20 protein-coding genes are annotated in these 22,848 nt (G+C 61.9%); 6 read left to right on the forward strand and 14 right to left on the reverse strand.

Annotation, left to right across the window (positions count from 1 at the left end):
- The first annotated feature begins 278 nt into the window (after positions 1-278).
- The gene (locus tag BFP92_RS11355) at positions 279-1,655 is read left to right on the forward strand and encodes a 2-oxoadipate dioxygenase/decarboxylase HglS (protein WP_065929556.1); all 1,377 of its coding nucleotides are present in this window, start codon (positions 279-281) and stop codon (positions 1,653-1,655) included.
- A gap of 146 nt (positions 1,656-1,801) precedes the next feature.
- Here the strand turns inward: BFP92_RS11355 and BFP92_RS11360 are convergent, their stop codons facing one another.
- Positions 1,802-2,026: a DUF465 domain-containing protein gene (locus BFP92_RS11360; protein WP_056860349.1), complete on the reverse strand. Its 225-nt coding sequence runs from the start codon at positions 2,024-2,026 to the stop codon at positions 1,802-1,804.
- Between the two features lie 174 nt (positions 2,027-2,200).
- Between BFP92_RS11360 and tkt the strand changes: the two genes are divergently transcribed.
- Entirely contained in the window at positions 2,201-4,264 is a 2,064-nt protein-coding gene (gene tkt, locus BFP92_RS11365; RefSeq protein WP_065929557.1) for a transketolase, read from the forward strand.
- A gap of 212 nt (positions 4,265-4,476) precedes the next feature.
- On the opposite strand, the gene uvrA is transcribed toward tkt, so the two are convergent.
- From uvrA to BFP92_RS11405, 8 genes are all read right to left on the reverse strand, one after another.
- The gene (uvrA, locus tag BFP92_RS11370) at positions 4,477-6,996 is read right to left on the reverse strand and encodes an excinuclease ABC subunit UvrA (RefSeq protein WP_065929558.1); all 2,520 of its coding nucleotides are present in this window, start codon (positions 6,994-6,996) and stop codon (positions 4,477-4,479) included.
- Positions 6,993-8,705 (reverse strand): ATP-binding protein, encoded by a 1,713-nt coding sequence (locus BFP92_RS11375; protein ID WP_065929559.1) that lies wholly within the window; start codon positions 8,703-8,705, stop codon positions 6,993-6,995. Before BFP92_RS11375 ends, uvrA begins: the two co-directional genes overlap by 4 nt.
- A gap of 110 nt (positions 8,706-8,815) precedes the next feature.
- The gene (locus BFP92_RS11380; protein ID WP_065929560.1) at positions 8,816-11,887 is read right to left on the reverse strand and encodes an error-prone DNA polymerase; all 3,072 of its coding nucleotides are present in this window, start codon (positions 11,885-11,887) and stop codon (positions 8,816-8,818) included.
- Complete coding sequence (locus BFP92_RS11385) at positions 11,884-13,296, reverse strand: Y-family DNA polymerase (protein WP_065929561.1); 1,413 nt, start codon at positions 13,294-13,296, stop codon at positions 11,884-11,886. Before BFP92_RS11385 ends, BFP92_RS11380 begins: the two co-directional genes overlap by 4 nt.
- A gap of 7 nt (positions 13,297-13,303) precedes the next feature.
- A complete protein-coding gene (gene imuA / locus BFP92_RS11390; RefSeq protein ID WP_065929562.1) occupies positions 13,304-13,918 on the reverse strand; it encodes a translesion DNA synthesis-associated protein ImuA in 615 nt (204 codons plus the stop codon).
- Complete coding sequence (gene lexA / locus BFP92_RS11395) at positions 13,918-14,535, reverse strand: transcriptional repressor LexA (RefSeq protein WP_058422526.1); 618 nt, start codon at positions 14,533-14,535, stop codon at positions 13,918-13,920. Before lexA ends, imuA begins: the two co-directional genes overlap by 1 nt.
- 533 nt (positions 14,536-15,068) lie before the next feature.
- Positions 15,069-15,656 carry an NUDIX domain-containing protein gene (locus tag BFP92_RS11400; RefSeq protein WP_065929601.1) on the reverse strand — a complete coding sequence of 196 codons (588 nt, stop codon included), beginning with the start codon at positions 15,654-15,656 and terminating at the stop codon, positions 15,069-15,071.
- Positions 15,657-15,723: 67 nt separating this feature from the next.
- Positions 15,724-16,575: an SDR family NAD(P)-dependent oxidoreductase gene (locus tag BFP92_RS11405; protein ID WP_065929563.1), complete on the reverse strand. Its 852-nt coding sequence runs from the start codon at positions 16,573-16,575 to the stop codon at positions 15,724-15,726.
- 162 nt (positions 16,576-16,737) lie between these two features.
- On the opposite strand from BFP92_RS11405, the gene BFP92_RS11410 reads away from it, so the two are divergent.
- Complete coding sequence (locus BFP92_RS11410) at positions 16,738-17,676, forward strand: alpha/beta hydrolase (RefSeq protein WP_065929564.1); 939 nt, start codon at positions 16,738-16,740, stop codon at positions 17,674-17,676.
- A gap of 192 nt (positions 17,677-17,868) precedes the next feature.
- On the opposite strand, the gene BFP92_RS11415 is transcribed toward BFP92_RS11410, so the two are convergent.
- Positions 17,869-19,029, reverse strand: a complete 1,161-nt coding sequence (locus BFP92_RS11415; protein ID WP_065929565.1) for an alpha-hydroxy acid oxidase — start codon at positions 19,027-19,029, stop codon at positions 17,869-17,871.
- Positions 19,030-19,150: 121 nt separating this feature from the next.
- Here BFP92_RS11415 and BFP92_RS11420 point away from each other — a divergent pair, with 121 nt between their 5' ends.
- Positions 19,151-19,936, forward strand: a complete 786-nt coding sequence (locus BFP92_RS11420; protein WP_065929566.1) for a DeoR/GlpR family DNA-binding transcription regulator — start codon at positions 19,151-19,153, stop codon at positions 19,934-19,936.
- Here BFP92_RS11420 and BFP92_RS11425 read toward each other — a convergent pair.
- Genes BFP92_RS11425 through BFP92_RS11435 form a run of 3 tightly spaced genes read right to left on the reverse strand, consistent with a single transcriptional unit; the run spans position 19,901 to position 21,284 of the window.
- Positions 19,901-20,626 carry a DUF72 domain-containing protein gene (locus BFP92_RS11425; protein WP_065929567.1) on the reverse strand — a complete coding sequence of 242 codons (726 nt, stop codon included), beginning with the start codon at positions 20,624-20,626 and terminating at the stop codon, positions 19,901-19,903. The genes BFP92_RS11420 and BFP92_RS11425 overlap by 36 nt on opposite strands.
- Positions 20,626-21,057, reverse strand: a complete 432-nt coding sequence (locus BFP92_RS11430) for a DNA methylase (RefSeq protein ID WP_065929568.1) — start codon at positions 21,055-21,057, stop codon at positions 20,626-20,628. Before BFP92_RS11430 ends, BFP92_RS11425 begins: the two co-directional genes overlap by 1 nt.
- A 2-nt stretch (positions 21,058-21,059) precedes the next feature.
- Positions 21,060-21,284 carry a hypothetical protein gene (locus BFP92_RS11435; RefSeq protein ID WP_065929569.1) on the reverse strand — a complete coding sequence of 75 codons (225 nt, stop codon included), beginning with the start codon at positions 21,282-21,284 and terminating at the stop codon, positions 21,060-21,062.
- 213 nt (positions 21,285-21,497) lie between these two features.
- On the opposite strand from BFP92_RS11435, the gene BFP92_RS11440 reads away from it, so the two are divergent.
- Entirely contained in the window at positions 21,498-22,058 is a 561-nt protein-coding gene (locus tag BFP92_RS11440) for a type 1 glutamine amidotransferase domain-containing protein (RefSeq protein ID WP_065929570.1), read from the forward strand.
- Between the two features lie 78 nt (positions 22,059-22,136).
- On the opposite strand, the gene BFP92_RS11445 is transcribed toward BFP92_RS11440, so the two are convergent.
- Positions 22,137-22,340: a hypothetical protein gene (locus tag BFP92_RS11445; protein WP_056859555.1), complete on the reverse strand. Its 204-nt coding sequence runs from the start codon at positions 22,338-22,340 to the stop codon at positions 22,137-22,139.
- 201 nt (positions 22,341-22,541) lie between these two features.
- Between BFP92_RS11445 and BFP92_RS11450 the strand changes: the two genes are divergently transcribed.
- A complete protein-coding gene (locus BFP92_RS11450) occupies positions 22,542-22,796 on the forward strand; it encodes a hypothetical protein (protein WP_065929571.1) in 255 nt (84 codons plus the stop codon).
- Positions 22,797-22,848 lie beyond the last annotated feature (52 nt).

Consider the following 22,848-nt stretch of genomic DNA (forward strand, 5'->3'; position numbering starts at 1 on the left):
CCCTAAACATTTTTTTATGTGCGTTGTGTGCAAACGGCGTTTTCATCCCTACAAACGTAACGATTGTTTCATGAGGACCGGGGCGCGCCTCGTGAAGAATTAGTTAGGAAAGTCGCCGCGAAAATGAAATTTTCCTGGCGCTGATTTTTGTCATATTTGCGTCATTTCATTCATTTGCAGAATGAAGTCCTGAGGATTCTTCGTTTGCCAGCCCCCTTAAAGCCCAACAGAATCCAGAGAAAGGCCGCACCCTCACCACCGTGTTCAGGAATTTTTCTATGCCAGGCGCCGCGTATGTCAGCCCCGACGAGATTCGCAAAGACTTTTCCAGGGCCATGTCCGACATGTACCGAGATGAAGTTCCGCTTTACGGCGCGCTGATGGAGCTGGTGGCCGAGACCAATACGCGGGTGCTGGAGGGTGATTCCGGGCTGGCCAAACACTTGCAACGCACCGGTGAAATGGATCGCCTGGCCATGGAGCGCCACGGCGCCATCCGCCTGGGCACCGCCCATGAGCTGGCCACCATCGGCCGTCTGTTTGCGGTGATGGGCATGCAGCCGGTGGGCTATTACGACCTCACACCCGCCGGTGTGCCGGTGCATTCCACCGCCTTTCGCGCCGTGCATGAACAGGCACTGCAGGCCAGCCCGTTCCGCGTCTTTACCTCCTTGCTACGCCTGGAACTGATCGAAAACCTCGAGCTGCGCGCCTTCGCCGAAAGCGCCCTGGCCAAACGCTCGATTTTCACCCCTGGCGCCTTGGCGCTGATCGAGCAAGCCGAACGCAATGGCGGCCTCAACGTCGCGGATGCCCAAGCGTTTGTCCGCGAGGCTCTGGAAACCTTTCGCTGGCACCACACCGCCACCGTGACCGACGCCCAGTACCAGCAATTGAGCGACCAGCATCGCCTGATCGCCGACGTGGTGGCGTTCAAAGGCCCACACATTAATCACCTGACACCCCGCACCCTGGACATCGACCAGGTGCAGGCCGCGATGCCCGGCAAAGGCATCACGCCCAAAGCCGTGATCGAAGGTCCGCCCCGTCGCCAGTGCCCGATCCTGCTGCGTCAGACCAGCTTCAAGGCCCTCGACGAGCCCATCGCGTTTACCGACGCCAAAGGCAGCCACAGCGCGCGCTTCGGCGAAATAGAACAACGGGGTGTGGCGTTGACGCCAAAGGGTCGCGCCCTGTACGACCAGTTGCTGAACGCGGCGCGCGACGAACTGGGCGCCTTCCCGAATGAGGGCAACGCTGCACGTTACGTCGAATTGATGGAGCGACACTTCCAGGCCTTCCCCGATAACCACGCGCAGATGCGTGAACAGGGCCTGGCGTATTTCCGCTACTTCGTCACCGAGCAAGGCTTGGCGGCACGCGGCCAGGCTGGTCAGCCGCAAACGTTGGAGGCCTTGATGGCGGCCGGGCACGTGGCGGCGGAGCCTTTGGTGTATGAGGATTTTCTGCCGGTGAGTGCGGCGGGGATTTTCCAGTCGAACCTGGGCGATGCCGCGCAAAGTCACTACGCAGCCCATTCGAACCAGGCTCAATTCGAGCAGGCACTGGGCCGTCGGACGATTGATGAATTGAAGCTGTATGCCGAGACGCAGCAGCGCTCCATGGATGAATGCATCCAGGCGCTGCGTGCATAAGAAAGGATGCCCGCCCGGCTCAGCAGCGCAATCCTTGCGCCGCGACAGTCCCCAGAGCCGGGTGGACGGCCGGCATCATAAGCAGTGAAACGCCGGCTGTCGCTCAGACAATTCTGAACAAATATGTCCGCGTCCTGTAGGACGCTTTATTGCAGCAAGTCCCTGATTTCGTCTTTAACCAACAGGCGTTTATCCTTCAGCTTCTTCAACGCCTCATCACTGCCGGATGCCTTTTCGGCGCTCACCACCTGCTCATCGACGGTGTTGTACTTATCAAACAGCGCGTTCAAATGGGGATTTTTCGCCCGACGCCCGTCGACCTCTTCCTTGCTCAAACCCAAATCCTGATACAGGTCGTGTTTCACTGGCATGGAGTACCTCCGCAAGTTGATCAATGGCCTACGCCTTGAAACTAGCCCATTCCAAGGGGTCTTGTCATGTCTTGGGTCAAGGCGGTCCCGTTCGTCGTAATGCCCACGATGGGATCAAACCTTTGCCGTGCCCTGCCCTCCACTGTAGATCGCCACCCGAGGGAGAACGGTTTCATGACTCACGCTGCCACTGCTGTCGACACCCAATGCATCAACACCATTCGCACCCTGGCCATGGACGCCGTGCAAAAGGCCAACTCCGGCCACCCCGGCACGCCCATGGGACTGGCACCGGTGGGCTACACGCTGTGGAGCCGCTTCCTGCGTTACCACCCCGAACACCCGGATTGGCCTAACCGCGACCGCTTTGTGTTGTCGGTGGGGCACGCTTCGATGCTGTTGTATTCGCTGCTGCACCTGGCCGGTGTGGTTGAGATTGATGCCCACGGCAAGCGCTCCGGCCAGCCGGCGATCAGCCTGGACGACATCAAGCATTTCCGGCAGATGAGCTCCAAAACCCCCGGTCACCCCGAGTACCGCATGACCACCGGCGTGGAAACCACCACTGGCCCGCTGGGCCAGGGCTGCGCCAACAGCGTCGGCATGGCCATGGCCGAACGCTGGCTGGGCAAGCGCTTTAACCGCGACGGCCAGGTGCTGTTCGACTACAACGTCTACACCCTGTGCGGTGATGGCGACATGATGGAAGGCATCAGCAGCGAAGCGGCCTCGATGGCCGGGCACTTGAAGCTCGATAACCTGTGCTGGATCTACGACAACAACACCATCAGCATCGAAGGCCACACCGAGCTGGCGTTCAGCGAAGACGTGATCAAGCGCTTCCAGGCCTATGGCTGGCACACCTTGCACGTTACCGATGCCAACGACCTGCAAGCCCTGAGCGCAGCGTTGGAGACCTTCCAGGCCAACACCGGCGCGCCGACCCTGATTGTGGTCGACAGCGTGATCGGCTACGGCTCACCGCACAAACACAACACCGCCGCCGCCCATGGCGAGCCATTGGGCGAGGAAGAAATCCGTTTGACCAAAGAGGCCTACGGCTGGCCGCAGGATTCCAGCTTCCTGGTGCCAGACGACGCGCGCACGGTGCTGCGCGATGCGCTGCTGGAACGCAGCCAGCCGCTGTATGAAACCTGGCAGCAACACTTGGCGCAGCTGGAGCAGTACGAACCGGAGCTGGCCGATGAATTGCGCCGCATGCGCGCCGGCGAAATGCCGGAGCATTGGCAGGCCGAATTGCCCCACTTCGACACCGACGCCAAGGGCGTGGCCAGCCGCGCCGCCGGCGGCGAGGTGCTGAATGCCTTCGCGCAACAAATCCCCTGGCTGCTGGGCGGCTCGGCGGACTTGTCGCCGTCGACCAAGACCAACCTCACCTTCGACGGCGCCGGGCGTTTCAGTGCCGATGACTACAGCGGGCGCAACCTGCACTTCGGCATCCGCGAACACGCCATGGGCGCGATTGCCAATGGCATGGCGCTGTCCTACCTGCGGCCGTACACCTCGACCTTCCTGGTGTTCAGCGACTACATGAAGCCGCCGATCCGCCTGGCGGCAATCATGGAATTGCCGGTGGTGTTTGTGTTTACCCATGACTCGATTGGCGTGGGTGAAGACGGCCCCACGCACCAGCCCATCGAACACCTGACACAACTGCGCGCCACGCCAGGGTTGCTGACCCTGCGCCCAGGCGATGCCAACGAAACGCTGGAACTGTGGAAGGTGGCCCTGGCGCAAACCCATCGGCCGAGCTGCGTGGTGTTGTCGCGCCAGGCGCTGCCGACCTTGGATCGCACAAAGTATGCGGCGGCGTCTGGGGCGGCCAAGGGCGCTTATGTGTTGGCGGGTGCTGATAAACCTGAGGTGCTGCTGTTGGCGACGGGCAGTGAGGTGAGCCTGGCGGTGGCGGCTTATGAGCAGTTGCAAGCTGAAGGCATTGCCGCTCAGGTTGTATCGATGCCCAGCTGGGAATTGTTTGAAGACCAGGATCAGGCGTATCGCGACAGTGTCTTGCCGCCCGCGGTAAAAGCCCGTGTGGTAGTGGAACAAGCTGGGCCCCTGGGTTGGGACCGCTATGTCGGGCAGACTGGCGCTAAAGTGGTGATGAACAGCTTTGGCGCGTCGGCACCGTTGGCCAAGTTGCAGGAGAAGTTTGGGTTTACGGTGGAGAATGTGGTGAAGCAGGCCAAGGAGCAGATCCGCCTGGCTGGGCGTTGAGGGGGCATATCCGTTATTTAGGTAACGGCGGCTTATGGTTCCGCCCTGACGGCGGGTCACTTTTGCAGCTGGGCCGGCATTCCGGGCGTTTGCCAAAAGTGACCCGCTGTAAGAGCGGAACCATAGGCCGCCGTTACCGCAGCAACGGATATGTACACCGACAAACCGCCATCACAGGCAAGCCAGCTCCCACAGTTAATCGGCGTTGAAACTTACACCAACTCCCGCGCCAAAAACGGTGCAGTGCGACTGGCCTTGCTCTTGGCCACCTTCTGCGGCGTACCACGAGCCACCACCTTCCCGCCCAAATCCCCAGCCCCCGGCCCAATATCAATCACCCAGTCCCCCTGGGCCACCACGCGCATCTCATGCTCCACCACGACCACCGTGTGCCCCGCATCCACCAGATGATTAAGCTGACTCAGCAAACGGTCCACATCCCGAGGATGCAAACCCGTAGTCGGCTCATCCAACACATACAACGTCGCGCCTCTGGCATTACGTTGCAACTCGGTCGCCAACTTGATCCGCTGCGCCTCACCGCCGGACAGCTCGGTCGCCGGCTGCCCCAGACGCAGATACCCCAAACCGATATCCCGCAACACTTGCAACGAACGCAACACCCCAGGCTGCTCGGCAAACACCTCGACCGCCTGCTCCACCGTCAACTCCAGCACCTGGGCAATGCTCAAGCCTTGCCACTTGATCGCCAACGTTTCAGGGTTATAACGCGCCCCATGACAGGTCGGACACGGCGCATACACACTGGGCATAAACAGCAACTCGACACTGACAAACCCTTCCCCCTCGCAATGGGGGCAACGGCCCTTGGCGACGTTGAACGAGAACTGCCCGGCATCGAAATGACGCTTCCTGGCCGCCGGCGTTGCCGCAAACAATTTGCGCACGTTATCGAACAACCCGGTGTAAGTCGCAAGGTTGGAACGCGGCGTGCGGCCGATGGGTTTCTGGTCCACCTGCACCAAACGTCGAATCTGTTCCAAACCGCTGCTGATCCGCCCGCCACTGCTTTGCGGGGCAGCGTCTTCAAGGCTCGGTTCCTCGTCGCTTTCCAGCACACGTCCCAGCCCTGTCCCCACCAGTTCCAACAGTGCCTGGCTGACCAGGCTGGATTTGCCCGAACCGGAAATACCCGTCACCGCCGTAAAGCAACCCAGCGGGAAATCCACGCTCAGGTCCTTGAGGTTATTACGCGTCACGCCTTCAAGCTTCAGCCAGCCGGACGGCTCACGTCGCGTACGGCTGCAAGTGCGCCGCTCGGCGAACAAATACTCGCGCGTCTGCGACGCCTGCACATCCGCCAACCCGGCGGGCGGGCCGCTGTACAGCACTTGCCCGCCGTGCTCACCGGCAGCCGGGCCCACGTCGATCAACCAGTCGGCGCGGCGCATGGTTTCCAGGTCATGTTCCACCACAAACAACGAATTGCCGGCGGCTTTCAAGCGTTCAAGCGCAGTGAACAAGGCTTCGCCATCCGCCGGGTGCAGGCCCGCCGAGGGTTCGTCCAGCACATAGATCACGCCGAACAATTGCGAACCCAATTGGGTGGCCAGGCGCAGGCGCTGCAATTCCCCGGACGATAATGTGGGCGTGCTGCGCTCCAGGGACAGATAGCCCAGGCCCAACTCGGTAAGGGTGCTGACCCGCTCCAGCAAGTCCTGGCCGATACGCTGGGCCGCCAGGCGTTTTTCCACCGACAGTTTCATCGTGTCCTGCCCCGCCGCCACCGGGCGCAGCAACTCGGCCAACTGCGCCAGCGACAGCTGCGACAGCGCGCCGATGTCCACCCCGGCAAACTTCACCGACAGCGCCGCCTTGTTCAAGCGCTTGCCCTCACACGCCGGGCAGGCGCTGCCCTGCATAAACTGCGACACGCGCTTTTTCATCAGGGCGCTTTGGGTGTGGCTGAAGGTGTGCAGGATATAGCGCCGCGCGCCACTGAACGTGCCCTGGTAGCTGGGCTCCAGCTTGCGTTTCAGCGCGTCGCGGGTCTGCTGCGGGGTGAAGCCTGCGTACACCGGCACGGTCGGGGTTTCTTCGGTAAACAGAATCCAGTCGCGCTGCTTTTTCGGCAGGTCGCGCCACGGGATGTCCACGTCATAGCCCAGGGTCACAAGGATGTCACGCAGGTTCTGCCCCTGCCACGCCAAGGGCCAGGACGCCACCGCACGCTGGCGAATGGTCAAGGACGGATCGGGCACCATCAGCGCCTCGGTCACCTCATACACGCGGCCCAAACCGTGGCAGTGCGGGCAAGCGCCCTGGGGCAGGTTCGGTGAAAAATCCTCGGCGTACAGCATCGCCTGCCCCGGCGGATAACTGCCGGCACGCGAATACAGCATGCGGATCAGGCTCGACAAGGTGGTGACACTGCCCACCGACGAGCGTGCACTTGGCGTGCCGCGCTGTTGTTGCAGGGCCACGGCCGGTGGCAAGCCTTCGATAGCGTCCACATCGGGCACGCCGACCTGGTCAATCAGGCGCCGCGCATAGGGCGCCACCGATTCAAAATAGCGGCGCTGAGCCTCGGCATACACCGTGGAAAACGCCAGGGATGATTTGCCCGAACCCGATACGCCGGTAAACACCACCAGGGCATCCCGGGGAATGTCCACATCGACGTTACGCAGGTTGTGTTCGCGGGCGCCGCGCACACGCACAAAGCCTGGGCGCTGGGCAGTGATCGGGGGGATGTCGCGCTGTGACGTCATGGGCAACCTTGTCTGGCGGTGAGCACGCTGCGCACCCGTTGCGTGAGGGCTTCGGGGCTGTAGGGCTTGCTCAGCAGATGAATGTCGGGGCTCAGCAAATGCGTGCTGGAAAGAATGTCGCGGGTGTGGCCGGACGTGAACAGTACCGCCACCGGCGGGTGCTGCACGCGGGCCCAGTCGGCCAGGTCGGTGCTTTTGACCCGGCCGGGCATCACCACGTCGGTAAAGATCAGGTCCGGGCGCACGTCGTTTTGCAGGGCCTGCATGGCCCGGTCGCCGTCTTCGGCGGTCAGTACGGTGTAGCCCGATTGCTGCAGCAACTCGACCACGGTCAGGCGCACGCCTTCGTTGTCCTCGACCACCAGGATGGTTTCCTGGCCGCCGCTGTGAGTCGCCTGCTCGGTGTCGACCTCACCACATTCGGGTTCCAGGCTGTGGGGGAAATACATCTGCACCACCGAGCCTTTACCCTCCTCGCTCCACACCTCCACATGCCCGCCGCTTTGGCGCACAAAACCAAACACCATGCTCAAGCCCAGGCCGGTGCCATGCCCTTCGCGCTTGGTGGTAAAAAACGGCTCGAACGCACGCTTGAGCACCTCCTGGGGCATGCCGACACCGGTGTCGGTCACCGCCAAACGCACGTATTCACCGGGCTTGATGCTTTTACCGATGCAATCGCCCGGGTTGAGGATGATGTTTTCCCCACTGATGCGAATCACGCCCTCGCCTTGCATGGCATCACGGGCATTGATCGCCAGGTTGAGCAGCGCGTTCTCCAATTGGTTGCGGTCGACATTGATGCACCAGGAGTCCTGGGGCAGTTGCACATCGATATGAATGGTCTCACCCAACGCCCGTTGCAGCAGTTCGCCTAAACCGGCGTAGATACGTTGTGGGTTGTACACCGCCGGCGACAACGGCTGGCGACGCGCAAACGCCAACAGTTGCGAGGACAGCTTGGCGCCGCGCTCCACCGCCGCAATGGCCGCCGTGACCCGGCGCTGCACCTGGGGGTTGTCCGGCTCGTTGCGGGCCAGCAGGTGCAGGTTGCCGGCGATCACTTGCAGCAGGTTATTGAAGTCATGGGCCACGCCGCCGGTCAGGCCGCCGATGGCTTCAAGCTTCTGGGATTGGCGCAACTGGTCTTCGGCGGCGGAACGCGCTTGCACTTCGGCGGCGACGCGTTGCTCCAGGTTATGGGTGAGTTCCTGGCGCAGGCGCTCGGAATGCACATGCTCGGTGGTTTCCACCACAATCGCCAACACCCCGGCCGGCTGTTGGTTATCCCCGGCGACGGGGCTGTAATAGAGGTCCAGCCAGACGGTTTCCGGCTTGCCATTACGCAACAACACCAGGTCTTTGTTGTTAAACGTCAAGGTGCCGCCCGCCAGGCAGGTGTCGACCACGTGGCGATTGAACTCGGCCACTTCCGGCCAGCCCAGCTCCACCGGCGTGCCGAGCAAATACGGGTGCCGGCCGCCGGCAAACACCGAATAGCTGTCGTTGTAGATCATATAGCCCGACCGCCCCCACAGCATCACCATCGGCACGGGCGAGGCCAGCATCATCTGCACGTTGCAGGCCAGGCTGGCGCTCCAGGTGTCGATCGGCCCCAGGTCGGTCGTCGACCAATCGAAGGCACGGATACGCTGGGCCATTTCACCGGACCAGCCTTCACAGCCATAAGGGTTGGATAAAAATTGCATCGGTTGGCTCTGTGCAAAGAGAGGGTATTTGCAACGTTTTGGAGCGCGCCAGCGGCGGATGGTTTCACTTGTTATAAGTTAGGAGGTAATGGCGGCAAAAACCACTGCCTTCAATGAAAATCCCGGCTGCGCACAGGGATGCCTTCCAGCAGTGGCGTCAGGTCGGTGAGACGCCCGGCAATCAGGTGCCGCACCTCACCCACCGCCTCCCAGCGCCCGTCGACTTTGAGCAACCGCGACCCCACTAATGCTGGGCGCTGGCGTTCTGCCAGGTCGCGCCACACCACCACATTAAGGTTGCCGAATTCATCCTCCAACGTCACAAAGGTCACGCCACTGGCGGTGCCAGGGCGCTGACGCCCGGTCACCAGACCGGCCACACTGACATTGCGCCCATGCTCCACCGTCATCAGCTCCAAAGAGCTGCGGCAGCGGCGTCTACGCAACTCATCACGCAGCAACGCCAGCGGGTGCGGGCCCAGGGTGGTGCCAACCGTGGCGTAATCAGCCTGCAAGTCTTCGCCAACCGTCGGCGCCGGCAATTGCACCGCCGCTTCTTCGGGGCTCGGCAGGCCCGCGAACAAGCCCAACTGTTTATGCACGCCTGCCACTTCCCAGCGTGCCCTGTGCCGGTTGCCCGCCAACGCACGCAAGGCCCCGGCATCCGCCAGCAACGCCTGGGCCCGCGCATCCAGCCCGGCACGCTCGTCCAGGTCGGCAATGTCGCTGAATACCCGACGCTGGCGCGCCGCCTCGATACGCCGCCCATCCTCCTCACGAAAACCCGAGATCATGCGCAAGCCCATGCGAATTGCCGGTTGCTGGCCGTCGACAGGCTCCAGGCTGCAATCCCAGTCACTGGCCAACACGTCCACCGGGCGGATCTGCAAGCGGTGGCGCCGCGCATCCTGCAGGATCTGATCCGGGCTGTAGAAACCCATGGGCCAGCTGTTGATCAAGGCGCAGGCGAACGCCGCCGGTTCATGGCACTTGAGCCAGCAACTGGCGTAGGTCAGCAAGGCAAAACTGGCCGCATGGGACTCGGGGAAACCATAGCTGCCAAAGCCTTTGATCTGCTCGAAGATCTGCGCAGCAAATTCCTCGCTGTAGCCGTTCTTGAGCATGCCGGTGCGCAGGCGCTGCTGATGCGGTTCGAGGCCGCCATGGCGTTTCCACGCGGCCATGGAGCGGCGCAACTGGTCGGCTTCGCCGGGGCCATAGTCGGCGGCGACCATGGCGATCTGCATCACCTGTTCCTGGAACAGCGGTATACCCAAAGTACGTTCAAGGACGGCTTTGAGTTGAGGTGACGGATAAGTGGTGGGCTCTTCGTTATTCCGGCGCCGCAGGTACGGATGCACCATGCCGCCCTGGATCGGCCCAGGCCGCACAATCGCCACCTCGATCACCAGGTCGTAGAAATTCTTCGGTTTGAGCCTGGGCAGCATCGACATCTGTGCCCGCGACTCGATCTGGAACACGCCGATGGTGTCAGCCTTGCTGATCATTGCGTAGGTGGCCGGGTCTTCCTTGGGTATGCCTGCCAGAGACATATCGCGATCGCGATGGCGGCGCAGCAAGTCGAAGCAGCGGCGGATCGCGCTGAGCATGCCCAACGCGAGGATATCCACCTTGAGCAGGCCCACGGCGTCGAGGTCGTCCTTGTCCCACTGGATAATGGTGCGCTCGGCCATGGCGGCATTTTCCACCGGCACCAGGGTGTCCAGCGGGTATTCGGAAATCACAAAGCCGCCAGGGTGCTGGGACAAGTGCCGGGGGAAGCCGATCAGTTGTTGAGTCAATGTCAGCACACGCCGCAGGATCGGGCTTTGCGGGTCGAAGCCGCCTTCGCGCAGGCGCGCAAGCGGCGGCGCATCTTCACTCCAGCGTCCGCAACAGTCGGCCAGCGCGTTGATCTGGTCCGGCGGCAAACCGAGGGCCTTGGCCACATCACGCACCGCGCCGGACGCGTGATAACTGCTGACCACTGCCGTCAAGGCCGCGCGGGTGCGGCCGTAGCGCTGGAATACGTACTGCAGCACCTCTTCACGGCGTTCATGTTCGAAGTCCACGTCGATATCCGGCGGTTCATTGCGCTCCCTGGACAGGAAACGCTCGAACAGCATGCTCGTCAGGCTCGGGTCGATTTCGGTGATGCCCAAGGCAAAACACACCGCCGAGTTGGCCGCCGAACCCCGGCCCTGGCACAGGATCGAACGGCTGCGGGCAAAGCGCACGATGTCATGCACCGTCAAAAAGTAGCTTTCGTAGCCCAGCTCGCTGATCAGCACCAGCTCCTTGTTGATCTGCTGCAAGGTCTTGGCGTCGACACCGTGGGGCCAGCGTTGAGCAATGCCTTCTTCAGTCACCGCGCGCAGCCAGGATTGGGCATCATGGCCTGCGGGCACCAGCTCGCGTGGGTAGTGGTAGCGCAACTGGCTGAGGTCAAAGGTGCAACGTTTCGCGATGGCCAGGGTTTCATCACGCAGCGCTTGCGGGTACAGCGCGGCCAACGCCTCGAGGCTGCGCAAATGCCGCTCGCCATTGGGGTGCAGGCGCGTGCCGGCTTCGGCCACCGGCACGTGATGGCGGATCGCGGTCATGGTGTCTTGCAAGGCGCGGCGACCCCGGGCGTGCATGTGCACATCGCCGCAAGCCACCGCCGGAATCTGCAGGCTGGCGGCCAGGGCCAGGCGCTGCTGCAAATGGCGCGCATCGTCCTGGCCGCAGTGCAGGTGCACCGCCAGCCACAGGCGTTCGGCGAAGGTGTGTTGCAGCCATTGGAGGGTGGCCTGGGTGTCGCTGTCTTCGGCCACCCACAGCGCCAGCAGGCCGGGCATCGGTTGTTCGAAGTCGGCGTGCAGCAGGCGGTAACGGCCTTTTTCGGCGCGGCGGCGAGCCAGGGTAATCAGCCGGCACAGGTGTTGATAGCCGCTGAGGTCTTCGACCAGCAATACCAGTTTCGGACCGTTTTCGATGCGCATCTCGCTGCCGATAATCAGCGGCAAACCCACCGCCTTCGCCGCCTGCCAGGCCCGCACGATGCCCGCCAAGGTGCATTCGTCGGTGATTGCCAGGGCGCTGTAGCCTTGGCGCTTGGCACGTTCGAACAGCTCCAGCGCACTGGACGCGCCGCGCTGGAAACTGAAATTGGACAGGCAATGCAGCTCGGCGTAGCTCATGCGAACCAGCCTTGCAGCCACAGCCCGTCGTTTTGCCCTACATGGCGATAGGCCCAGCCTTGCTGGCCGGCACGGGTGCGGATCAGGTAATAGTCGCGGCGGATATCGGCGCCGTCCCACCAGCCGGATTCAATACGTTCCGGGCCCATCAGGATCTGCACGCCCTGCTCGGCCAGCAAGGTCGGTTCAGTCAGCAGCCAGCCGGGGCGCTGCACCTTGTGCAAGGTCGGGCACGCACGGCTGTCGGCGCTCGCCTGCCAGGCACATTCGGGGCGGTGGTCGGCGTGAAAGCGCAGGCTTTGGACGGCCTCATCGCCCAGCCGTGCGCGCAGGCGTTCGCGCAGTTGCTCCCAAGGCAAGGTTTGTTGCGGGCGATCGTCGAACAGGTCCTGGCGTTGCGGCACAAACACCGGCAGGTCCTGGGCCACCAGGCGAAAACCGCGCACCGGTGAGGTGACTTGCACCTGCTCCAGGCGGCCACGGGCCAGTTCGAACAGCATCGACGGTTCACGCTCGGCGCTGAGCAGGCCGACCTTGATCACGCTGTCGGGCGCCTGGGCGTGTTCCAGGTGCAAGTCGAAGCGCTGCACGCCACTGTCGCGCCCGCAGAGAAAGGCGGACAAATCACCGGTCAGGCGCCGTAACGGGAACAGCAACGCCTGGTGTGACTGCACGTCGAAATTCAGCTCGATGCGCACGTCGAACTGATCCGGCGGCTGGTAAAACGCCAGGGCCAGTGGGCGCTGCCCGCTCAGGGCATCCAGGTGCTTGAGCAAGCCGGCGTCAAAGCGCCGCGCCAGCGTATGCCGAGGCAACGCCTGCACTTGGGCCAAAGTGCGCAAGCCCATACGCGACAAGGCCGTGGCCGCCTGCGGGTCAAGGCCGGCGCGGTCGATGGGCAGTGGCGCCAGCGCCTGCTGCAAGGCGTCCTCGCCGATCGCCAGGCCATCGTAGAGATTGGCCAGCACCCGCGCCGCCGCCGGGTTGGGCGCGGCGACGATACGGTGGCGAAAGCCCAATTCGCTCAACTCCTGACGCAAGCGCGCCTCGAACTGCGGCCACGGCCCGAACAGACCCAGGCTTGACTCGATCTCAAACAGCAACGCACGCGGGTAATACACGCTGACCTGGGAGCTGAAACGGTAGGCCCAGGCGGCGAGGAACTGCTGCCAGCGCTCGATTTCGGCGGGGTCGTATTCGGCGCTGGCAAAGGTCTTGGCCAGGGCATGCGCGGCCGTCAGCGATTGACCTGGTCGCAGCCCCAAGGCCCGGGCAGCGGCATTGACGGTTTGCAGCACGCGCCGCTGCGGCGTGCCGGCCAGCAGTACCAAGGGTTGGTCCGGCTCGGGGTGCACACGCTGCACCCCGTCCAGCGCCAATTGCGGGAAGACAATACACACCCAGCGCATGGCAACCTCAGTGCCCCGCCAGGGCAATCGGCGCCGGGTGGGCCAAACCGCCCCGGCACTTGAGCACCCGCACTTGCGCAGGTTTTGCCTCGACGGCCAGGCGCAAGGCGGCGGGCGATGAATTGACCGACTCGCTCAAAGCGCGCCAGGCAAACGCCAGGGTCTGGCCGGTCTCGGCCGCCACCTGCAAGCGCCGCAAGGCACGGTCATCGGCCTTGCGCGGCCAGCACAACACCGCGCCGCAACTGCCGGAACGCAGGCACTGCTCCACCGCCCACAACACGTCATGCGCCTCGGCCTGTATCACCGAAAGCTGACGCAGATCCACCCCGGCATTCTGCCAGGCGTGGGGGTACGGCGTGTAAGGCGGCGCCACCAGCACAATGCGCTCGCCCGCCGTTGATAAGCGGGCCAGGGTGGGCAACACCAATTGCAGCTCACCAACGCCCTCCTTCGCCATCAGGATTTCACTCAGCGCCGACTCCGGCCAACCGCCCGTGGGCAACACCGCGTCCAGCGCCGCCAGCCCAGTGGGGTGCACGCTGGCGGGTGGCGCGGCGGGCCGGCCTTTCCAGACGCGGCCGCCATTGAACAGCGTGTCCAGAGCAACGACGGCGCCCATCAACCTTGCCTCACCAGGCCGCAGAACACCCCTTCGATGGCCAGGTCCTGATCCGGCCCGACCACAATCGGTTGATACGCGGGGTTGCGCGGCAGCAGGCGCACCTGCTCGCCGTGGCGCTCAAAGCGTTTGATGGTGACTTCGCCGTCCAGGCGCGCCACCACAATCTGCCCGTTCAAGGCTTCGACGCTGCGGCGTACGCCCACCAGATCACCGTCGAGGATGCCGTCTTCGATCATCGAATCGCCCTGAACACGCAGCAGGTAATCCGGGGTTTTGGCGAAAGTGGCAGGGTCGAGTTGCAGACGGTTGTGCACTTCGGCATCGGCGCCGATGGGCAGACCGGCGGCGACACGGCCGAGTACCGGCACGTCCAGCCACTCAGGGCGCGCCGGCTGGTTGAGCAGGCGGATGCCACGGGCCTGGTTGGGGTTGACCTCGATAAAGCCGGCTTCGGTCAAGGCCACCACATGTTTGCGTGCGACGCTGCGCGAGGCAAAACCGAACGCCTCGGCGATCTCGGCGAGGCTTGGAGGCTGGCCTTGTTGCGCGATGCGGTCGCGGATAAAGGTCAGGATGGCGGTGCGGCGGGGGGTCAGGGTTGTCATGGAGTACATTTGTACTCTTGTGGGAAATTTCTGACAATAGCCGGTAGTCGGGAGGGTTGGATTGGATACCTATCCATTAAGGATGTAAGGGCCGGCGCCGGAGCAACAGCAACAGCAGAGCAATACTCGGTCAAAGGTGGGAGCGGGCTTGCTCGCGAATGCGGTGGGTCAGTGACAGATAAATTGACTGACCCACCGCTTTCGCGAGCAAGCCCGCTCCCACATTTAGACCGTGTTGCATCAAGTAGATACGCTTTGGATTTGCACGTGATCCGGCTCTTGCTTCAACCACTCAGGTCGGCTTTCAGGCCGCCGTGCTCTGTTTTTGATCTTGATCTGCTTTTGATCTGAGAATCGCCCCGTCAACCACGCTGGCCGAACGCAGGCTTGAATCCGTGGGCAACCCGGCAGGACGCCGGGTTAGCCGCGCTGGGCCAGGGATGGCCCATCGCGGCGGCCCACGGATTCAAGCCTTCGTTCTGGCATGCCGAGCCTAGGCGAGGCACCGAGTGGTGGGCGATGTACTCAATCACCCCACTCAATTACCAGCCATCTTTAAGCATCCGCAACTCCAGATGCTGCAACAGCATGATGGTCTTGCCATCAACAATCTCCCCACTGCGCACCATCGCAAGCGCCTGCTCAAACCCCAGCTCCAGCACTTCGATATCCTCGCCCTCCTCCGCTAGCCCGCCCCCCTTACCAATCTGATCCGCCTGCGAATACTCACCGATAAAAAAGTGAATCCGCTCTGTCACCGACCCTGGACTCATAAACGCCGCATAGATTTTTTCCACATGACCCACGCGATACCCGGTCTCTTCCTCAGCCTCCAGACGAATACGTTCTTCAGGACTGGCATTGTCCAGCAACCCGGCAGCCGTTTCGATCAAGTAGCCAGGGTAATCGTTGACAAACGTAGGCATGCGAAACTGCCGGATCAACAGCACCGTGCGCTGCTCACGGTTGTACAACAGGATGGTCGCGCCATTACCCCGGTCATACACCTCACGGGTCTGAGCCTGCCAGCTGCCATCCTGGCGGCGCAGGTCGAAGCTGTACTTTTTCAAGTTGTACCAGCTGTCTGAAAGGGTTTCTTCGGCGGTGATGCGAATAGGGCTGTTGTCCATGGTCGGGCCTTTGCTCATAGAAGCCGGGAGCATGTCGCGCCAGCAATGTCAGCGTCAAGCGGCCCGCTTACAGAGGCGGCTGCTTGATGCGCAACCACGCGGCGGCGACTTCTTGCGCACTGGCCGCCTTGATGCGCGCAAGATTACGCGGGTACTCCACTCCGGGGTTTTCCGTAAAGCGCGTGGCGGTGAATTGACCATTGCTGGCACGCAGGATATAGCCGGTGTCCTGGCACTGCCCAGAGGCCAGGAACACCACGCCCGGCGTCACCCACTCAGGCTTGAGTTCATCCGGTTCGTCGGTCACGCCCCACATGCGCGTCTTGGCCACCGGCGAGATCGCGTTGACCTTGATGCCGGCCTCGGCGCCTTCATGGCTCAGTGCGTTCATGATGCCCAATTGCGCCATCTTGCCGGCGCTGTAGGCCACCAGCCCGGTTTGCTCGTATTGCACGTACATGGCGCGGTCGGAGGTAGTCAGGATGATGCGCGGCGCCGCCGAGCGCAGCAGGTGCGGCCAGGCGTGCTTGCACAGCCAGAGCGGCGCGTAGAGGTTGATGTCCATGGCACGCTGAAGGAAGCCGGCGTCAAGGTCGGCGATGTTCTGGTAACCGACCCAACCGGCATTATGGATCAGGATATCGAGCTGGCCGTAAGCCTCGAGGGTGAAGCTGATCAGTTGTCGGCAGGCCTCGTCCGTAGACAGGTCACCGCCATGCCCGAGTACCGCCAGCCCTTCGGCCTGCAAGGCTGCGGCCGCCGCGTGCACCACCGACGCATCGGTGCCGGCGCCCAGCTTGTCGGCGCCGATATCGCTGATCACCACCTGCGCGCCGCCTTGGGCCAGCGCTCGTGCATAACTGAGGCCCAGCCCGCGCGCGCCGCCGGTGATGATTGCCGTTTTGCCGGTGAAATCCATTTGCATGTTCTCCTGTTCGGCCGCCCACCCTAACAATCCGAGCAGGGGGTGTTCAAGGCTGCAACACTTTGCAAGCAATCCCCGTCTACGGCCGTCGAATTAATGCCTGCCTGCTCGCGCCATCTGGTAAAACGCCTGCTTCGCCTTTGTTCTGGAACCTTCATGTCCGCTCGTTTTCTGTCCCGCCTGGGCCTGCGCTGGTTTCCCCTGCTGTGCATGGCCATCCTGATTGTCGGCCTGCCGGTGGGGTGCGCCGTGCTGCAACACAAGGAGCGCGAACTGGTGTTTCGCATCGAGCCGGGCACCGCCGGCTGGTACACCGGCCTGCCCAAGGCGGTGCAGGCATTCGATATCAAGCCGCCCAGTTTTAAATCGGGGCAGAACCTGCACGGCTGGTGGTACCCGGCCGCCAACAAAGACGCGCCGGCCATCCTCTACCTGCACGGCGTGCGCTGGAACCTCACCGGGCAGTTGTTTCGCATTGAACAGCTGCACGCGCTGGGCTTCTCGGTGCTGGCCATCGACTATCGTGGGTTTGGCCAAAGCCATGGTGATTTGCCGTCGGAAACCAGTGTGTATGAGGACGCGCGCATTGCCTGGGAACGTTTCCAGATATTGCAGCCTGACCCCGCCAAACGCCTGCTCTATGGGCATTCGCTGGGCGGCGCCGTGGCTATCGACCTCGCCGCTGAGCTGAGCAGGCAAACGCCTGTGCCGGTGCGCGGGCTGGTGATCGAGTCCACCTTTACTTCCCTAGGGGATGCAGCCACCGCCGTGGCCAATACCTCGTTGCCGGTGCGTTGGCTGCTGTCGCAGAAATTCGATTCCATCGACAAGATTGCCGACGTGCACATGCCGTTGCTGGTGGTGCACGGCCTGGCCGACCAGTACGTGCCACCGCGCTTCAGCCAGCAGTTGTTTGAAGCCGCCCAGGAACCCAAGCGGTTGTTACTCGTACCTGGCGCCACCCATAACAACAGCATGAGCCTGGCGGGTCGCAGTTATGGCCAGGCATTGGAAAAACTGCTGCAGGCGAAGATGCCAGCAACAACGCCAGCAACAATAGCCAAGCACTCCACAGGTCGAGACGGCGAGTCGTAACCGCACTTTTCGGCACTGGGTTCGCGCTTGGCTGTCAAGCGCCAACCCTGCTCATACTGGCCCAAAACCAATTCTGATCAAATATTAACCGAAGGTTAAATCGCCAACCCTGCCGGGCCTTCGCAAAGTTATCCACAGAGATACCCACGGTTTTCGTGGACAACTCTTTTTACTTTTTTACGATTTTTTTGCTCAGCAAACCCCTGTGGGAAAGCTACCCGGCAGCAAAATCTCGCGATTCACATCGCGTATATCGTTATAGCCACACAGTGCCATCGACACATCCAACTCGCGGGCGATGATGTCAAGGGCCTTGGTCACACCGTCTTCACCCAGCGCGCCCAACCCATACAAATGCGCGCGGCCGATCATGGTGCCTTTGGCGCCGAGAGCCACGGCCTTGAGCACGTCCTGGCCGGAGCGAATGCCGCCATCGAGCCACACTTCAATCTGCTCGCCCACAGCCTCTGCAATCGCCGCCAATTGGCTGATGCTCGACGGTGCGCCATCGAGCTGGCGGCCACCGTGGTTGCTCACCACCAGCGCATCCGCACCGCAATTGGCGGCCAGCCGCGCATCTTCCACATCCAGGATGCCCTTGATAATCAGCTTGCCGCCCCAGCTTTTTTTGATCCACTCCACATCGTCCCAGCTCAAGCGCGGGTCGAATTGCTGGCCGATCCAGGATGACAGCGAGGTGATATCGGCCACACCTTTGACATGCCCGACGATATTGCCGAAGCCATGGCGCTTGGTGCCAAGCATGCCTGCTACCCAACGCGGCTTGGTCAGCATATTGAGGATATTCGGCACGGTCAGCTTGGGCGGCGCCGACAAGCCGTTGATCAAGTCCTTGTGGCGCTGGCCAAGAATCTGCAAATCCAGGGTCAGCACCAGCGCGTCCACACCGGCAGCCTTGGCGCGCTCGATCAACTGCTGCATAAACGCGCGATCACGCATCACATACAACTGGAACCAGAACGGTTTGCCGACGTGGGCGGCAATGTCTTCCAGCGAACAAATGCTCATGGTCGACAAGGTATAACGCAGGCCGAACGCGGCGGCGGCGCGGGCGGTGAGGATCTCGCCGTCGGCGTGCTGCATGCCCGCCAGCCCGGTGGGCGCCAGGGCCACGGGCATGGCCATGTCCTGGCCGATCATGGTGGCACGGATTGAACGCTCATCGATATTGCGCGCCACCCGCTGGCGAAACTGGATGCGGGCGAAATCGCTTTGATTGGCCCGGTAGGTGCTTTCAGTCCAGGAGCCGGAGTCGGCGTAATCGTAGAACATCCGCGGGACACGTTTTTGCGCGAGCTTGCGTAAATCTTCGATGGTTGTGATCAACGGCATCTAGGTCACCTCTCCCTGAACTGAGCCTGGAGAGTAACCGCCCATCGGCCTGGCAACCAGCCATTGCGTTTAGATTGGCGGGCGACTAATCTCGCACAAACCCGCAGAAAGACGCATAACCATGCACAACACTCATCAAGCCATTGACCTGCCTTCGTTGCGCAAACAGAAGATTCTGCTGCTGCTGGAGCGCGATGGCAAAGTAACCGCATCCGAATTGGTCGAACACTTTGCCGTGTCCCAGGACACCATCCGCCGCGACCTCGGCGAACTCGCCGCCGCCGGGCTGCTGCAACGCGTGCACGGCGGCGCCCTGCCCCGGCCCAAAGACACCGGCAAGGATTTTTTCACCCGCGTCGGCGAAACCAACGAGATCAAGCGTCACCTTGCCCGACTGGCCGCCGACCGGGTGCAGGACGGCCAGATCGTGCTGTTCGATTCCGGCTCGACCACGCTGCAGATTGCCCAGTCTTTGCCGCGTTCGATCCGCCTGACCGTCGTCACCCCATCGCCGATGATCGCCATCGCCTTGGCCGATCATCCCGAGGTCAAGGTGATTCTCGCCGGCGGCCAACTCAACCCCGCCACCTTGTCCACCAGCGGCCAGGAGGCCGTGCGCCTGATCCAGAGCATCAAGGCCGATTTGCTGTTTACCGGCGTGTGCGCGCTGCACCCGCAAGTGGGTATCAGCTCGCTGCATTTCGATGAAGTGGCGGTCAAGCAAGCCTTGCTCGACAGCGCCTCCCACGTAGTGGCCGTGACTATGGCGGACAAGCTCGGCGCGGTGGAACCCTTTGTGGTGGCGCCGTGTAACCGCATTCATACGCTGATTACCGAATGGCATGTGCCGAGTGTCGAGGCGTATGAGCAATTAGGCTTGGAAGTGCTGCGGGTAGAGGTCGAGTAGCAACAAGCCATCGGTCACGGCGTGGCCGCTGGCGGTGTTGTCGAAGATGCACCAGGCAGGCATGCCTGATTCGGCACATTGACGCAGCTGTTCAGCCAGCGCCTGCACCCGTTGCGGACCATAGGCACTGTGGTAGATACGCGGCGAGCCATGCAGGCGCCAGTACTGCACGCCCTGCCAACCTGCGCCGGCATCGAGCACCGCGGGGTCGGCAGTCACGCGGCCTATCTGCAGGTCCACCAGCAATGCCTGCGCCTCAAGCCAACTGGCGTGCCGTGGTTCAAGCACCACGGCACCGGCAAAACGCTGGCGCAATGCGCTGAAAAAATCCAACGCCACGCTGGGTTCATAACGCAGCGAAGGCGGCAATTGAATCAGCAGGCAGCCGAGTTTTTCGCCCAAGTGCAAGCACTGTTCAAGGAACTCATCCAGTGCCGTCTCGCAGTGCTGCAAGCGCAGTTCATGGGTGATGAGCTTGGGCGCCTTGAGCGAAAACCGAAACTGCGGCGGCACCGACTGCGCCCAGCGCTTGTAGGTGTTGGGCTGGTGCGGCCGATAAAAGGAGCTGTTGATTTCCACCGCGTTGAAACGCGATGCATAGCGCTGTAAATGCGTGCCCTCACCCGCAAAATCCGGCCAGTGCGCGCGCGGCAAACTCCAGCCGGCACAGCCCACGTAGAGCGGCGCCATCAAAACAAGACCTTGGCCGCGTCACGCATGAAAATTTCAACGGTCTTGGGGCCCACGCCGTCGAATTCGGCCAGGCGTTTTTCGAATGCCTTGCGGTCAGGGCTGGCGCTGCGGATATAGCTGATCTTGCCCGCGTACTCGGCATTCAACTTGGCGCTGAGGTCGAGCAGACGCTGCGCCGTGCTTTCGTCGTAACGCACGTAATGGGCCCGCCCGAGCATCGAAACCAGTTCACGCGACGTGCAGTGTTGCAACTTGCGTGCAGTGTCGCGGCCCTCCTCCTCCACGATCACCTTGTAAGCCTGCGCCGCAATGGGCGCCTGAATACGCTTGCCCATCAGGAAGCTGGCGATAAACCATTTGAACAGGCTGGCGTCATCATCGGGCGCCAGTTCAATACCCAGTTCAGCCGCCGTGATCGACCGGGCCATGCTCAGTGGCCCAGCTTGCGCTCGGCCTTGGCGGCCTGCTCGTTGATGGCGTCAGTCTGGCGTTCGGTGTCCTTGATCGAGGTGGGCGTGAGCACCTTGTCCACGCTTTTGGTCTTCGGGTTTGGTTGTTCCAGCGTCTGCCCCTTGGCAGGTTGTTGGCGGCCTTTCTGGGCGTCTTCGGAGCTGATGGGTTCCGGGGTTTTGTCGACAGTCTTGGGGTCGGTCATGGTCAATCTCCTGGCTATTGAACGCCCGCAAAAAGCAGCAGGCACCTATGCAGCAGAGGCCGGCGCTTTTCGATAGTTCAGGATTTTTGCAGGCCGGGCTTTATCGAAAACCACCCACGAAAAAACTCCAAATTAATTTAAACCTTTGCCGCCCACGCTCGATCCACTCTCCCACACAGCATGATTAATCCATCCAGCAGGAGAGACTCGACCATGAGCTCACAACTCAACGGCAAGAACATCCTCATCATCACCTCCAACACCGGCATCGAGCGCGACGAGCTGCTCAAGCCTCTGCAAGCACTGCGTGGCTATGGCGCGACGGTGACACACGGATCCAGCAAAGGCGGCACCGTGCAGACGTTCGTCGGCGACACCGAGAAGGACCAGACCGTGGAATCGGAGGTCAAGCTGTCGCAGGTGCTGAGCAGCGACTTCGACGCGCTGGTGATTCCCGGCGGTACCGTGAATGCCGACACCCTGCGCCAGGACGCGGCTGCGCTGAAGTTGATCAGCGACTTCGCCAAAGCCGGCAAAACCGTCGCAGCGATCTGCCACGGGCCATGGGCACTGATCGATGCCGGCGTGATCAAGGGCAAGACCCTTACCGCGTATAAAAGCGTGCGCATCGACCTTGAAAACGCAGGCGCCGCAGGTGTGGTCGATGCCCAAGTCAAAGAGTGCAAGGCCAATGGCTGGACCTTGATCACCTCGCGCACACCGGATGATTTGCCGGCATTCAACGAGGCGATTGCCAAGGCGGTCACGGGTTAACCGCCACGCTTGAACGCAAACAGGCGCCCATGGGCGCCTGTTTGCTGTGTGGCTTGTGTTGAGTGTTTACGGTGCTATTTATTTACGGTGCTGGGCCATCTCACGTTTTGGCCCGAACATGGCCCAGGCAATCAGCCCGAACAGCGGCACAAAAATCAGAATGATCAACCACAACCCCTTGGTCTCCCAGCCGCCGGTGCTGCGCAACACGATGTTGATCGCCCACAGTTCCAACACCAGCAAAATCACCGCCAGCACGATCCAGATATAGTCTATTTGCATGCATCACCTCCTGAGGTCGTATGCATTAGGTCAAGGGATCGGCGTGAGGGTTCATTAAAATTATCGGTGCGGGGCCTTTCGTCGTGGCGGCGAAAAAAATCCAAACTTTGCCAGATCCCCTGCACTCCCAATTAATGCCTCCCTTTGGATTCAGAGCAAGGGACGCTTGTGACAGGTGAAGCATGGAAAAGGATTCTCTTCATGAAGACCGGTATTTCCTGCAAGATCGTGTTAGTCATTTGCCTGGCTGGATGCTTGGCAGCACCCGCCTACGCAGCCTTTGGCGATGCCATACCCGGCTCGGCCCTGCCTCCGGGCACCTACCCCAGCACCCCGTCGGACAGCAACAAAAAAGCTCAAACGCCGCCGAAGGAAAAAACTTCCTCCAGCGGCTCGTCAACTCAGCAGCAAGGCGGGAAGAAAACCCAGAAAAAAGCCCCCAAAAAAGACCGTTGATAAAGAGCGGGGGCTGCTGCTCAGGGCAAATCTGCTCGCCACAGTGATGGTG

Source organism: Pseudomonas sp. 58 R 3 (assembly GCF_900006605.1).
In the GTDB taxonomy this organism is placed as follows: domain Bacteria; phylum Pseudomonadota; class Gammaproteobacteria; order Pseudomonadales; family Pseudomonadaceae; genus Aquipseudomonas; species Aquipseudomonas salomonii.

Excerpts from the sequence above, each read along its gene's own strand:
- BFP92_RS11435 (WP_065929569.1), bottom strand. The coding sequence starts at position 21,284 with ATGACCGACCCCAAGACTGTCGACAAAACCCCGGAACCCATCAGCTCC.
- uvrA (WP_065929558.1), bottom strand. The coding sequence starts at position 6,996 with ATGACGTCACAGCGCGACATCCCCCCGATCACTGCCCAGCGCCCAGGC.
- BFP92_RS11420 (WP_065929566.1), top strand. The coding sequence starts at position 19,151 with ATGCACAACACTCATCAAGCCATTGACCTGCCTTCGTTGCGCAAACAG.
- BFP92_RS11400 (WP_065929601.1), bottom strand. The coding sequence starts at position 15,656 with ATGGACAACAGCCCTATTCGCATCACCGCCGAAGAAACCCTTTCAGAC.
- BFP92_RS11425 (WP_065929567.1), bottom strand. The coding sequence starts at position 20,626 with ATGGCGCCGCTCTACGTGGGCTGTGCCGGCTGGAGTTTGCCGCGCGCG.
- BFP92_RS11380 (WP_065929560.1), bottom strand. The coding sequence starts at position 11,887 with ATGAGCTACGCCGAGCTGCATTGCCTGTCCAATTTCAGTTTCCAGCGC.
- lexA (WP_058422526.1), bottom strand. The coding sequence starts at position 14,535 with ATGTACTCCATGACAACCCTGACCCCCCGCCGCACCGCCATCCTGACC.
- BFP92_RS11415 (WP_065929565.1), bottom strand. The coding sequence starts at position 19,029 with ATGCCGTTGATCACAACCATCGAAGATTTACGCAAGCTCGCGCAAAAA.
- BFP92_RS11355 (WP_065929556.1), top strand. The coding sequence starts at position 279 with ATGCCAGGCGCCGCGTATGTCAGCCCCGACGAGATTCGCAAAGACTTT.
- BFP92_RS11450 (WP_065929571.1), top strand. The coding sequence starts at position 22,542 with ATGAAGACCGGTATTTCCTGCAAGATCGTGTTAGTCATTTGCCTGGCT.
- BFP92_RS11385 (WP_065929561.1), bottom strand. The coding sequence starts at position 13,296 with ATGCGCTGGGTGTGTATTGTCTTCCCGCAATTGGCGCTGGACGGGGTG.
- BFP92_RS11360 (WP_056860349.1), bottom strand. The coding sequence starts at position 2,026 with ATGCCAGTGAAACACGACCTGTATCAGGATTTGGGTTTGAGCAAGGAA.
- BFP92_RS11375 (WP_065929559.1), bottom strand. The coding sequence starts at position 8,705 with ATGCAATTTTTATCCAACCCTTATGGCTGTGAAGGCTGGTCCGGTGAA.
- BFP92_RS11430 (WP_065929568.1), bottom strand. The coding sequence starts at position 21,057 with ATGGCCCGGTCGATCACGGCGGCTGAACTGGGTATTGAACTGGCGCCC.
- BFP92_RS11445 (WP_056859555.1), bottom strand. The coding sequence starts at position 22,340 with ATGCAAATAGACTATATCTGGATCGTGCTGGCGGTGATTTTGCTGGTG.
- BFP92_RS11440 (WP_065929570.1), top strand. The coding sequence starts at position 21,498 with ATGAGCTCACAACTCAACGGCAAGAACATCCTCATCATCACCTCCAAC.
- tkt (WP_065929557.1), top strand. The coding sequence starts at position 2,201 with ATGACTCACGCTGCCACTGCTGTCGACACCCAATGCATCAACACCATT.
- BFP92_RS11410 (WP_065929564.1), top strand. The coding sequence starts at position 16,738 with ATGTCCGCTCGTTTTCTGTCCCGCCTGGGCCTGCGCTGGTTTCCCCTG.
- imuA (WP_065929562.1), bottom strand. The coding sequence starts at position 13,918 with ATGGGCGCCGTCGTTGCTCTGGACACGCTGTTCAATGGCGGCCGCGTC.
- BFP92_RS11405 (WP_065929563.1), bottom strand. The coding sequence starts at position 16,575 with ATGGATTTCACCGGCAAAACGGCAATCATCACCGGCGGCGCGCGCGGG.